Genomic DNA, 12,434 nt, shown 5'->3' on the forward strand with positions numbered 1-12,434 from the left:
CACGCCACCGAGCGACGACCGAAGGGACATCCGTGAAGGCACCCGTCTCGACCTACCGCATCCAGGTGCGCCCCTCGTTCGACCTCGACGCGGTGGCCGACGTGATCGGCTACCTGCACGAGCTCGGCGCCGACTGGGTGTACCTCTCGCCCATCCTCGAGGCAGAGTCCGGCTCGGACCACGGGTACGACGTCGTCGACCACGCGCTCGTGGATCCCGCGCGGGGCGGGGCCGACGGCCTCGAACGGGCGGCGGCCGCGGCGCGCACCCACGGCATGGGCGTGCTCGTCGACATCGTGCCGAACCACGTCGGCGTGGCGACTCCGTCGGCGATGGCGTGGTGGTGGGACGTGCTCGCGAACGGACGGGACTCCGCGCACGCCGAGGCGTTCGACATCGACTGGGACTTCGGCGGCGGGCGCGTGCGCATCCCGGTGCTCGGCAGCGCCGACGACCTCGGCGCGCTGGAGCTGGTCGCGACGGATGGCGCGTTCGAGCTGCACTACTTCGACCACCGCTTCCCCGTGGCGGCGGGCACGGCGGCCGACGGCGACGATGCCGCGGCGGTGCACGCCCGCCAGCACTACGAGCTCGTCGACTGGCGCCGCGCCGACGCCGACCTCAACTACCGGCGCTTCTTCGCGGTGAACACGCTCGCCGCCATCCGGGTCGAGGTGCCGCGCGTGTTCGACGAGAGCCACGCCGAGATCGCGCGCTGGTTCGAGGCGGGCCTCGCCGACGGCCTGCGGGTCGACCACCCCGACGGGCTGCGGCATCCGGGCGCCTACCTGGACCGCCTCGCCGAGCTGACGGGCGGTGCCTACGTGCTCGTCGAGAAGATCCTCGAGGGCGACGAGCGGATGCCGCGGGGCTGGGCCACGGAGGGCACCACCGGGTACGACGCCCTCGGCGACATCGACCGCGTGCTCGTCGATCCCGCGGGCGAGGCGCCGCTCACCGACCTCGACACCCGCCTGCGCGGCGGCGAGCCGGTGGACTGGGCCGAGCTCATCCACGACACGAAGCGAGCGGTGGCCGACGGCATCCTCCGCTCCGAGGTGCTGCGCCTCGACCGCGAGCTCGCGGCGGCCTCCCCCGCCGACGAGCACCTGCCCGAGGTCGCCGACGCCGTGGCCGAGCTGCTCGCCTGCTTCCCGGTCTATCGGTCGTACCTCCCCTTCGGCGAGGAGCACCTCCGCGAGGCCGCGGAGCTCGCGACCCGGCACCGGCCCGACCTCGCCCCGGCGATCGAACGACTGCTGCGGATCCTCGCCGATCCGGAGCACCCGGCGGCGCAGCGCTTCCAGCAGACGAGCGGCATGGTCATGGCCAAGGGCGTGGAGGACACCGCGTTCTACCGGTACACCCGACTCACGAGCCTGACGGAGGTCGGCGGCGACCCGGCCGAGTTCGCGATCGACGTCGCCGACTTCCATGCCCGCTCGGCTTCCCGGCACGAGCGGATGCCACGGTCGATGACCACCCTGTCGACGCACGACACGAAGCGCGGCGAGGATGTGCGCGCCCGCATCGACGTGATCGCGGAGGTGCCCGAGGAGTGGTCGGCGGCGCTCGACGAGCTGCACGAGCTCGCCCCGCTCGACGACCGGCCGCTCGCGAACCTGCTCTGGCAGGCCGTCGTCGGCGCGTGGCCTGCGAGCCGGGAGCGCCTGCACGCCTACGCCGAGAAGGCCGCCCGGGAGGCGGGGAACTCGACGGGGTGGGCGGCGCCCGATGCCGCCTTCGAGGAACGGATGCACGCCCTCGTCGATGCGGCCTTCGACGACGGTCGCGTGCGCGCGGTGGTCGATCGGCTGCTGGCGCGGCTCGAGCTGCCCGGCTGGTCGAACGGGCTGAGCGGGAAGCTGCTGCAGCTGACGGCACCCGGGGTGCCCGATGTGTACCAGGGCAGCGAGCTCTGGGAGCAGTCGCTCGTCGACCCCGACAACCGACGCCCGGTCGACTTCGATGCGCGACGACGCATGCTGGCCGAGCTCGACGGGGGCGCCCGGCCTCCGATCGACGCGTCGGGCGCCGCGAAGCTGCTCGTCACGAGCCGGGCGCTCCGTCTGCGACGCGACCGCCCCGAGCTCTTCGAGGACTATATGCCGCTCGCGGCATCGGGTACTGCGGCCGATCACCTGGTCGCCTTCGACCGCGGCGGCGCGATCGCGCTGGCCACCCGGCTGCCCCTCGCTCTCGCGGAGCGCGGCGGGTGGGGCGACACCGTCGTCGACGTCGGGAGCGCGCCGCTCACCGACGTGCTCACCGGACGCCACCACCAGGGCGGCGTGCTCCGGCTGGCCGAGGTGCTGCACGACTACCCGGTGGCACTGCTCGTCGAAGAGGGAGGCCTCGCGTGACCGAGTTCCGCGTGTGGGCGCCACGGGCGACCCGGATGACCCTGCAGCTCGACGGGACGCGGCATCCGATGACCGCCGAGGACGGCGGCTGGTGGACGGCCGCCGGCGACGGACGCGACTACGGCTACCTCATCGACGACGCCGACACCCCGCGGCCCGACCCCCGGTCGCGGCGCCAGCCCGACGGGGTGCACGGGCTCTCCCGCGTCTTCGACCCCGGCGCGCACGCGTGGCAGGACCGCGGCTGGACCGGGCGGCAGGTCGCCGGCGCAGTGATCTACGAGCTGCACGTCGGCACGTTCACGCCCCAGGGCACCCTCGACTCCGCGATCGAACGGCTCGACCATCTCGTCGAGCTCGGCGTGGACATGGTCGAGGTGCTGCCCGTCAACGCGTTCAACGGCACGCACAACTGGGGCTACGACGGCGTGCTCTGGTACGCGGTGCACGAGGCCTACGGCGGGCCTGCCGCCTACCAGCGGTTCGTCGACGCGTGCCACGCGCGCGGGCTCGCGGTCGTGCAGGACGTGGTCTACAACCACCTCGGCCCGAGCGGCAACTACCTGCCCGAGTTCGGCCCCTACCTGCACGACGCGCGCGCCAACACGTGGGGCGCCTCGATGAACCTCGACGGCGCACACTCCGGCGAGGTGCGCCGGTTCATCATCGACAACGCGCTGATGTGGCTCCGCGACTTCCACGTCGACGGGCTGCGCCTCGACGCGGTGCACGCGCTCGTCGACCACGGCGCGGTGCACCTGCTCGAGGAGCTCGCCACCGAGGTCGACGCCCTGTCCGCGCATGTCGGCCGTCCGCTCACCCTCATCGCCGAGAGCGACCTCAACGACCCGAGGATGATCCGCCCCCGGGAGGCGCATGGCGCCGGCATCACCGCGCAGTGGAGCGACGACTTCCACCACGCCGTGCACGTCGCCGTGTCGGGCGAGACGGTCGGCTACTACGCCGACTTCGCGCCGCTCACCGCGCTCCGCGACGTGTTCGAGCGCGGGTTCTTCCACGCCGGCACCTGGTCGAGCTTCCGCGGCCGGGTGCACGGCCGGCCCATCGACCGCGAGCGCACGCCCGCCTGGCGACTCGTGGTGTTCGACCAGGACCACGACCAGGTCGGCAACCGGGCCGCGGGCGACCGGCTGGCGGCATCCGTCGACGAAGGCGGACTCGCGATCGCCGCCGCACTGACCCTGCTCTCGCCGTTCACGCCCATGCTGTTCATGGGCGAGGAGTGGGCGGCGTCGACGCCGTGGCAGTTCTTCACGTCGCATCCCGAGCCCGAGCTCGGCCGGGCCACCGCCGAGGGGCGCATCGCCGAGTTCGCGCGTATGGGCTGGGACCCGGCGGTCGTGCCCGACCCGCAGGACCCCGAGACGTTCCGGCGCTCGAAGCTCGACTGGGGCGAGCCGTATCCCGAGCCGGTGCCGCCGACGCGGCCGGAGTCCGGGGATTTCGGCTTCATCGGTGGCCTGCGTCAGCCCGACACGATCCACACGCGGATGCTGCGCTGGTACCGGCAGCTCATCGCGTTGCGTCGGCTCCGGCCCGAGGTCACCGACCCGTCGATGCTCGCCACACGCGTCGAGATCGACGAGGAGGCGAGAACCGTGCTCGTGCACCGGGGCCTGCTCGTGATCGCGGTGAACCTCGCTCCCGCCGGCGCCGCGACGACCCTCGCCGGTCGGGTTCTCCTCCACTCGGGCTCCCTCGGCGGCGACCCGGTGCCGGCCGAGGCGGAGGCGTTGGTGCTGCCGGCGCGGTCCGTCGTCGTGGTCGACACGTCGGGGCAGGTGTCGACGCTCGACGGAATCGTCTCAGGCGGTCAGCGGATCGAGAAGTAGTGCACCGAGCCGCCGCCGCTGGCGAGTGCCTCGTCCACGTCCCAGTAGTCGGCATCCTTCGTGTGCCCGCCGACCCAGACCTTGGTGCCCGCCGCCGAGTGCTCGACGCGCGTGACGACCGCGGTGTGATCGCGGTCGCCCGAGCCGTCCCAGTCGAACTGGGCGATGTCGCCGACCTTCACGAGCGTGCGCTGCGAGTCGTCGAGCTCGGTGGCCCGGTCGGTGCGGCCGCGCAGGTAGTCGCCGAGGGCCGTCGAGCTCGCCCACGTGGGTGACATGGCGCCCGAGCCGCCGTCGTAGTACCAGCCGCCGTCCATGGCCCAGCCGCGGGCGACGAGCGACTGGCTGGCGAAGTTCGCGCAGTCGTTGCCCGAGAGCACCGGGTAGGCCCCCGAGTTGTAGTCGCTCCAGTGCGCGAGGACGTAGGCGACCTGCGCGTCGATGCCCGGGTCGCTCGTGTACGTGAGGCTCAGCGTGCGCGGCGCCATCGGCGCCTTCGGCTCCGCCGCGCCCGTGAGCTCGCCCGTGAGCGGCTGCACCACCGAGGTACCGGCGGCGACCACGGCGGTCGGCCTCTCGACCTCGACGGGCGCGCCCGCGGCATCCGCGAAGCTCACGACGGCCGCCGTGCCGAGCGCGGTGTCGGCGACCGCCGGCACGGCGAAGGTCATCTGCGTGTCGGCGGCCGCGACGATGGTGGCGGGAACGCCGCCCACGCTGACGGCGGCCACCTCGTCGAGCTGCTCGCCCGACACGGTCACCTGCGTGCCCCCGGTGAACGGCGCGGCCGCGACCGAGAGGTCGCTCGTCACCGTCGGTCCATGGTGCGGGTCGACCTCGACGTCTGGCGCGGCGATCGTGTCGGTGACGGCCGTGCCCTTGGCGTCGGATGCCGCGGCGACCGCCGAGGTGCGGGTGCGGTCCTCGTCGGCGGATGCCGCGACAGCGCCGAACGCGCTGACGCCCATGATCGCGGTGGCGCAGCCGAGGGCCACGGTGCGGCGGAACGCGCCGCCCGTCGCCCGTCGGTTGCGCACGTGGTCGGCCCGGTGACGGGGCTTGTGCGAGACGGTGCGCGGCGCGGGGGCGGGAGCCTGCTCCTGCTCGTGCTCCTGCTCCTGCTCCTGCTCCTGCTCCTGCTCCTGCTCAGGCGTCTGCGAGGCGACCGGACCAGGTTCGACCGGCAGGGGCACGGGGAGGTCGGCGGGTTCGGCGCCGGCATCGAGCGCCGGAACGGCGTCGGGTCGAAACGATGGGGCGCGGAAGGTGGCGCGGCGAAGCAGGGGCAGTTCTGGAGTGTGGGGCACAGCGAGGGGATTCCGTGTCGGCAGGAAGGGGGACACGACAGCCCATCACGCGTTTTTGTGAGGATCCCTCTTGGACACTGGGAAAGCCGTGAGAGCGTGATCACACGGAGCGTTCGGTTTTCGTCGTCGCGAGGCCGCACACTCCGGTCCTCAACCGCCCCGGTGCAGGATCCCGAACGCCCAGACCGGGATCCCGTCGGCCCACTCGCTACGTGCCGCCCGGCGCTCGTGGCGCGTTGCGCGCCGTTCCGCCCGCCACGCCGAGAATCGGCTCCGGAGTCCTGCCTGCGTCACGGGCTCGGTCCGCGGCGACGCGACCGTCGGCGCGCGGCCGAACCGCTGGTCGTGCTCCCGTGTGTCAGTGATGCCCGACATGGTGAACCTCCTTGGTGAACACCGGTGAAGTAGTTTCACCGGTGTTTCTACCGTGCGCGCTTCCGTCACACCTGTCAAGGGGTTACGCTGGTGTAATGGGTGCACTGACCGACTTGGCGTTCCAGAAGGAGGACGAGGTCATCCCGCCGTCACTGCGACTGGTGCGCGACTTCGTGAACACCGTCGAGTACCAGCTCGACGACGAGCGGCTGGGCGAGCCGGCCGACCTCGCAGCCTGGCTCGGCTCACGCGGCCTCCTCGACGAGGGTGCTCGCGTGACCGCCGACGACCTCGCCTTCGCGACGCAGCTGCGCGAGGGGCTTCGCGGCGTGCTCGAACTCCACGCCGGGCACGAGCCCGACCCCGCCGCCGTCGCTCGACTGAATGAGGCGCTCGCCCAGCTGCCGGTGCACGTGCAGTTCGTCGAGGCCGAGTCGTTCGAGCTCGAACCCGCCGGCGCCGACCCCGTCCGACGAGCGCTCGGCGGCCTGCTCGACGCCGTGCGCCGCTCGATCGACGACGGCACGTGGCCCAGGCTCAAGGCGTGCGCCCGCGACTCCTGCCGCTGGGCGTACTACGACCACTCGCGCAACCGGTCGAGCCGCTGGTGCACCATGGCCGGCTGCGGCAACGCGGTCAAGATGAAGAAGGCCTACGCGGCGCGGAAGGACCGCCGGCCCGACGACGTCTGAGGCCCCCCGGGGCCCAGGGGCGGCGGCGCGATCAGGCGGCGGCGCTGCGGGCGAGCACCCGCGCGCGCAGCCCCGCGATCGCCAGGGGCACAAGCACGAAGATCGCCACCACGTTCACGCCCGCGAATCCGCCCACGCCGAGCACCACGCCCGACAGGGCAGCGGATGCCGCGGCGGCGATGTTCATCGACGCATCCGTGGCCCCCTGCAAGGGCACTCGCAGCGGCTCGTCGACGGAGGTCGTGAGCAGCGTGGACCCGCCGATCAGGCCGGCCGACCAGCCCAGGCCGAGCAGGCCGAGCGCGAACGGCATGAGCACGAGCAGGCTGTCGACGGGGGCGAGGATGCCGATGACCGTCGCTGAGATGAGCAGCGCGGCGCCGAGCGCGATGACCCGTTCGGAGCCGATGCGGTCGGAGAGCCAGCCCATGAGCGGGCTCGCGCCGTACATGCCGAGGATGTGGATGCTGAGCACCACGCCGACGAGCGAGATCGACAGCCCGTGCTCGGTCATGTGCAGCGGCGTCATGACCATCACGCCGACCATCACCGTGTGCGAGCACACGATCGCGAGGAAGGCGACGAGCGCCCTCGGGTTGCGGAGCGCCACCGTCAGCGCCGCCCACGCGCCGACCTTGGCCGGCGATGCGTCGGGCTGTACGCCCGGCGATGCGTCCGGCGATGCGTCCGGCGATGTGTCAAGCGATGCGTCAAGCGATGCGTCGAGTGCGACGGCCGGATCACCGACGTCGGGCCGGGCACTCGGTTCGTCGGGCGCAGGCGCCGACGGATCCACCGCCAGGTGCCCGGCCCGGGGCGTGCGCAGCAGCGTGCCCACGAGCAGGGCCGACAGCGCGAACGCGACCGCCGAGAACACGAAGGGCCCCACGAGCGGGGGCAGCCCGAGCGCCTGGCCGAACTCGTCGCCCGACTCGGAGAGCAGCGGCCCGGCGACCGAGCCGATGGTCGTCGCCCACAGCACGAGCGACATGGAGCGCGCTTCGAACCCGGGCGCCGCCACCTCGGTCCCCGCGAAGCGGGCCTGCAGGCCCGCGGCGCTCGCGGCGCCGAACGCCGCGAGGCCGAGGAAGACGAGCACCGGCATCCCGCTCGTCGCCGCAGCGACCACGAGCACGGCGCCGCCGAATGCCAACGCGTACCCGGTCGCGAGTGCCACATGGCGGCCGGCGCGCACGGCCAGGCGCGCGAGCGGGATGGCGACGATCGCGGCACCGAGCACGCTCGACGACTGCGCGAGTCCGCCCATCGCCACGGTGTCGGTGAGGTCGGCGGTGAGGATCGCCGCAAGGGCCATGCCCGTCGCGACCCCGGCGCCGGCGAGGAGCTGGTTGACGATCAGCACCGTCAGCGCGAGGCCGCGTCGCGGCATCCGTTCGCCCTGACCGGTCATCGACTCACTCGTAGTCGGGCGCGGCCGGAAGGCCGAAGAATTCCTCGAGGGTGGCGAAGCCGGTCTCGTGCATCTCGGTGGCGAGCTCGGTGCCGACGTAGCGGTAGTGCCACGGTTCGAACGAATAGCCGGTGATGTCGGTCTTGTCGGCCGGATAGCGCATGATGAACCCGAAGCGCCAGGCGTTGTCGCGCAGCCAGGCACCCTCGGCGGTGTCCGCGAAGCACTCGGACAGTGAGCAGTCGCCCGAGGAGGCGCCGATGTCCATCGTCAGGCCGGTCTGGTGCTCGCTGAACCCGGGCCGCGCCGTGGTGAGGTCGTCGCCGTCGTAGACCTCCTCCTGGGCGGAGTACGAGCGGTAGGCGCTGTTCGAGGCGAGCTCGAGGCCGGCTTCCCCGCGTGCCGCGTCGAACATCGCGACCACGGCGTCGGATGCCTCCTGGCGCAGCTCGGGCTCCCAGGTGTGCTCCACCGGCACCGCGACGAGGTCATCGGGCTCGTAGTCCTGCGGGTTGAGCGGACGGAGCTTGTTGACGACGACCCAGATGCTCGTCGGGTCGTCGATGGAGCGGGCGGCCTTGTCGAACGAGGCGACGGTGGCGGGTGCGGGAAGGGCTTCGGGGGCCGGGCGTGGCGTCTTCGTCGCCTCGTCGCCGGAACTGGTGGACGAACCGGCGACGGCCGGATCGGCGCCGCTGACGTACCCGACCACGAGCACGGCGATGGCGATCAGCACGACGCTCAGCGACAGCGCGATGACCATGCGCCGCCGCTCCCGCACGGCGTCGCTCGGTTCCCGGCGCTCGCTTCCAGACACCGTTCGAGTGTACGCGGCGTCGCGAAGGAGCCGCGTGTCGCGCCATCGCCGAGTCGCCTTGGCGCGCCGAGACGCCGCTCGCATTTGGTTACAGCTCAGTAACGAACGCACAGAATGAGAGCGCTCTCTTGACAGCGATGATCGCGCTCTCATAGCATCGCCCTGCATCGTGAGAGCGCTCTCACCTTGAGTCTGAGCGCGACCTCACGTGACCATTCCGCAACCCCACCACGCACACAAGGGAGTGACCGTGAAGCTTTCACGACGCACCAAGGCGATCGCCGCCGTAGCCGGCGCCGCATCCATCGCCCTCCTCGCCTCGGGCTGTTCCCCGAGCTCGGACTCGGGCTCCAGCGACGGCCCGATCGAACTGAGCGTCGCGACGTTCAACGACTTCGGCTACACCGACGAGCTCCTCCAGGAGTACATGGACGAGAACCCGAACGTGAAGGTCGTGCAGAACAAGGCCGCGACGTCGAACGACGCGCGCGCCAACTACTTCCAGAAGCTCGGCAAGAAGGGCCTGGCCGACGTCGAGGCCATCGAGGTCGACTGGCTTCCCGAGGTCATGAAGTACTCCGACCTCCTCGCTGAGGTGCCCGCGGGCACCGCAGACCGCTGGCTCGACTGGAAGGTCGACGCCGCAACCGACGCCGACGGCCGCCTCATCGGCTACGGCACCGACATCGGCCCCGAGGGCGTGTGCTACCGTTCCGACCTGTTCGCCGCCGCCGGCCTCCCCACCGACCGCGAAGAGGTCGCCGCGCTGCTCGAGGGCGACTGGAACAAGTACTTCGAGGTCGGCGCGCAGTACACCGCCGCCACCGGCAAGGCTTGGTTCGACTCGGCGGGCAGCACGTACCAGGGCATGATCAACCAGGTCGAGGCCGCCTACGAGGACCCCGACTCCGGTGACATCACCGCGACCGAGAACGCCGACGTCGAGGACATCTACAACGCGGTGCTCGACGCCAGCGCCACGCAGTCCGCGCACCTCGGCCAGTGGAGCGACGACTGGTTCGCCGGCGTCGGCAACGGCGCGTACGCGACCATGCTCTGCCCGGGCTGGATGCTCGGTGTCATCTCCGGCAACGCCGAGGGCGTCACCGGCTGGGACGTCGCGAACGTCTTCCCGAGCGGCGGCGGCAACTGGGGCGGCTCGTACCTGACCGTTCCCGCCAACGGCGCTCACGTCGAAGAGGCGCAGAAGCTGGCCGACTGGCTGACCGCTCCCGAGCAGCAGATCAAGGCCTTCGTCAATGCCGGCACCTTCCCGAGCCAGAACGACGCCTACACCGATGAAGCGCTCACCGGCTTCGTGAACGAGTACTTCAACAACGCGCCGGTCGGCCAGATCTTCACGGATCGTGCCAAGGCCGTCTCGGTGGCGCCGTTCAAGGGCGAGTACTACTTCCAGATCAACGACGCCATGCAGAAGGCCCTGACCCGTGTCGAGGACGGCACGCAGGACAAGCAGGCGTCGTGGGACCAGTGGGTCTCCGAAGTCGAGGCGATCGGCTAGTCGGCCCTTCGCGGGGGGCCGGGCGCGCCCGGCCCCCCGCGGACTCCCGTCCGCAGCATCCGGAAGCAGAGGAACGACCGTGACATCCACCGCCACCGCGCCCCCGTCATCCACCGAACGACCGCAGCAGCCCGGCGGCGCACCGGCGCCGAGGGATCCGCGGCGCATCGCGTTCGGCCACCGCCTCAGCCGGTGGGACCTGAAGCTCTCGCCCTACCTCTACATCTCGCCGTTCTTCATCCTCTTCATCGTCGTCGGGCTGTTCCCGATCGCCTACACGGCGGTCATCTCCTTCATGGACTGGGACCTCGTCCGCAACTCGGGCACGTTCATCGGCTTCGACCAGTACGTCTACGTGCTGACGCAGCCGAAGTTCTGGATCGCCCTCCGCAACACCTTCAGCATCTTCCTGCTCTCGAGCATCCCCCAGCTGGTCGCCGCGATCTTCATCGCCGCCATGCTCGACCAGAACATCCGCGCCAAGACCTTCTGGCGCATGGGCGTGCTCGTCCCCTACGTGATGGCACCCGTCGCCGTCGCCCTCATCTTCAGCAACATGTTCGGCGACAAGTTCGGCCTCGTGAACTCGGTGCTGACCGACCTGGGCCTGCCGCCGGTCATGTGGCACAGCGACGCCTTCGCCAGTCACATCGCCATCGCGACCATGGTGAACTTCCGCTGGACCGGCTACAACACGCTCATCCTCCTCGCCGCGATGCAGGCCATCCCGCGCGACTACTACGAGGCGGCCGCCATCGACGGCGCCAGCAAGTTCCGGCAGTTCTTCGCCATCACCGTGCCGAGCCTCCGGCCCACCCTCATCTTCGTGATCATCACGTCGACGATCGGCGGCCTGCAGATCTTCGACGAGCCGCGCATGTACGACCAGTACGGCACCGGCGGCGCCGACTCGCAGTGGCTCACCATCACGCTGTACCTCTACGACATCGGCTGGGGCCAGTGGAACTTCGGCCGGGCTGCGGCCCTCGCCTGGATCCTCTTCCTCATCATCCTGGCCATCGGCGTCATCAACCTGCTCGTCACGCAGAAGGTGGTCCGAGACGAGGGCCGGCGGGATGCCGCGAGCGGGCGCCAGCGCCGCGCCGCCGCCCGCGCGGCCCGCCGCGACCTCGCCGCGCGCGCCACCGACTCCACCCTCGAGACCCCGGAGGCGGCACGATGACCGTCATGAACCCCGTTCCCCTCGCGATCGCCGAGGAGAACATCCCCAACGCCGGCAAGGCCGCCCGGCGCCGGCCCGTGCGCGGGTCGCGGCCCGGATGGTTCGTGTACACGAGCCTCGTGATCGTGCTGGGCGCCGCATTGTTCCCCTTCTACTGGTCGTTCCTGATCGGCTCGGGGGATGCCTCGACCATCCGCGACCCGAACATGTCGTGGCTGCCCGGCGGCAACTTCATCGCGAACGCGATCTCGGTCGTCAACGATCCGGCGGTGAACTTCTGGAAGGCGCTGTGGAACTCCATCTACAGCTCAGCGCTCATCGCCCTCTCGGTGGTCTTCTTCTCGACGCTGGCCGGCTGGGCGTTCGCGAAGCTCCGCTTCCGCGGCGGCAAGTGGCTGCTCGTCTTCGTGGTCGCCACGATGGCGGTGCCCACCCAGCTTGGCGTCGTGCCGCTCTACATCCTCTTCGCCGACCTCGGCTGGACCGGCAACGTGGGTGCGATCATCATCCCGGCGCTCACCAGCGCGTTCGGCGTGTTCTGGATGACGCAGTATCTGCAGCAGGCCGTGCCCGACGAGCTCATCGAGGCCGCCCGGGTCGACGGCGCGAGCTCGTTCCGCACGTTCCTCACCGTGGGGCTGCCCGCCGCCCGCCCGGCCGCCGCGATGCTCGGCCTGTTCACGTTCGTCTCGGCCTGGAACAACTTCTTCTGGCCGTTCATCGTCCTCGACCGCAGCGACCCCACGCTGCCCGTCGCGCTCTCGCTCCTGCAGTCGAACTACTTCGTCGACTACTCGATCGTGCTCGCGGGCGTCCTGCTGTCCACCATCCCCCTCCTCATCCTCTTCGTCTTCGCGGGCAAGCAGCTCGTGAGCGGCATCATGGCGGGAGCCGTGAAGGGATGACCATCG

The 12,434-nt window shown here is 71.1% G+C and carries 9 protein-coding genes; 6 read left to right on the forward strand and 3 right to left on the reverse strand.

Annotation, left to right across the window (positions count from 1 at the left end):
• The first annotated feature begins 32 nt into the window (after window positions 1-32).
• Together treY and treZ are read left to right on the forward strand one after the other, a co-directional pair.
• Window positions 33-2,363, forward strand: coding sequence for a malto-oligosyltrehalose synthase (treY, locus tag J2X63_RS06010; protein WP_309975114.1), 2,331 nt, complete (start codon window positions 33-35; stop codon window positions 2,361-2,363).
• Window positions 2,360-4,216, forward strand: coding sequence for a malto-oligosyltrehalose trehalohydrolase (gene treZ, locus J2X63_RS06015; RefSeq protein ID WP_309975117.1), 1,857 nt, complete (start codon window positions 2,360-2,362; stop codon window positions 4,214-4,216). The genes treY and treZ overlap by 4 nt, the downstream gene beginning before the upstream one ends.
• Here the strand turns inward: treZ and J2X63_RS06020 are convergent.
• Window positions 4,198-5,523, reverse strand: a complete 1,326-nt coding sequence (locus tag J2X63_RS06020) for an amidase domain-containing protein (protein WP_309975121.1) — start codon at window positions 5,521-5,523, stop codon at window positions 4,198-4,200. The genes treZ and J2X63_RS06020 overlap by 19 nt on opposite strands.
• A gap of 470 nt (window positions 5,524-5,993) precedes the next feature.
• On the opposite strand from J2X63_RS06020, the gene J2X63_RS06025 reads away from it, so the two are divergent.
• Window positions 5,994-6,590, forward strand: coding sequence for a CGNR zinc finger domain-containing protein (locus J2X63_RS06025; protein ID WP_309975124.1), 597 nt, complete (start codon window positions 5,994-5,996; stop codon window positions 6,588-6,590).
• A 31-nt stretch (window positions 6,591-6,621) separates the two neighbouring features.
• Here J2X63_RS06025 and J2X63_RS06030 read toward each other — a convergent pair whose 3' ends face one another.
• Both J2X63_RS06030 and J2X63_RS06035 read right to left on the reverse strand, forming a co-directional pair.
• The gene (locus J2X63_RS06030; protein WP_309975127.1) at window positions 6,622-8,001 is read right to left on the reverse strand and encodes an MFS transporter; all 1,380 of its coding nucleotides are present in this window, start codon (window positions 7,999-8,001) and stop codon (window positions 6,622-6,624) included.
• A 4-nt stretch (window positions 8,002-8,005) separates the two neighbouring features.
• On the reverse strand, window positions 8,006-8,818 hold the full coding sequence (locus tag J2X63_RS06035) for a M15 family metallopeptidase (RefSeq protein WP_309975130.1): 813 nt from the start codon (window positions 8,816-8,818) through the stop codon (window positions 8,006-8,008).
• Window positions 8,819-9,062: 244 nt separating this feature from the next.
• Here J2X63_RS06035 and J2X63_RS06040 point away from each other — a divergent pair, with 244 nt between their 5' ends.
• The 3 genes from J2X63_RS06040 (at window position 9,063) to J2X63_RS06050 (ending at window position 12,428) form a co-directional block, all read left to right on the forward strand.
• Window positions 9,063-10,340 (forward strand): ABC transporter substrate-binding protein, encoded by a 1,278-nt coding sequence (locus J2X63_RS06040; RefSeq protein ID WP_396133113.1) that lies wholly within the window; start codon window positions 9,063-9,065, stop codon window positions 10,338-10,340.
• Between the two features lie 79 nt (window positions 10,341-10,419).
• A complete protein-coding gene (locus J2X63_RS06045; protein ID WP_396133114.1) occupies window positions 10,420-11,523 on the forward strand; it encodes a carbohydrate ABC transporter permease in 1,104 nt (367 codons plus the stop codon).
• A gap of 5 nt (window positions 11,524-11,528) precedes the next feature.
• The gene (locus J2X63_RS06050) at window positions 11,529-12,428 is read left to right on the forward strand and encodes a carbohydrate ABC transporter permease (RefSeq protein ID WP_396133115.1); all 900 of its coding nucleotides are present in this window, start codon (window positions 11,529-11,531) and stop codon (window positions 12,426-12,428) included.
• The last annotated feature ends 6 nt before the right edge of the window (window positions 12,429-12,434 follow it).

The sequence above is a fragment of the Agromyces sp. 3263 genome (assembly GCF_031456545.1).
GTDB lineage: Bacteria > Actinomycetota > Actinomycetes > Actinomycetales > Microbacteriaceae > Agromyces.

What these genes read in the sequence shown, in the direction of transcription:
- J2X63_RS06025 (WP_309975124.1), top strand. Translation starts at nt 5,994, where the DNA reads ATGGGTGCACTGACCGACTTGGCGTTCCAGAAGGAGGACGAGGTCATC.
- J2X63_RS06030 (WP_309975127.1), bottom strand. Translation starts at nt 8,001, where the DNA reads ATGACCGGTCAGGGCGAACGGATGCCGCGACGCGGCCTCGCGCTGACG.
- J2X63_RS06050 (WP_396133115.1), top strand. Translation starts at nt 11,529, where the DNA reads ATGAACCCCGTTCCCCTCGCGATCGCCGAGGAGAACATCCCCAACGCC.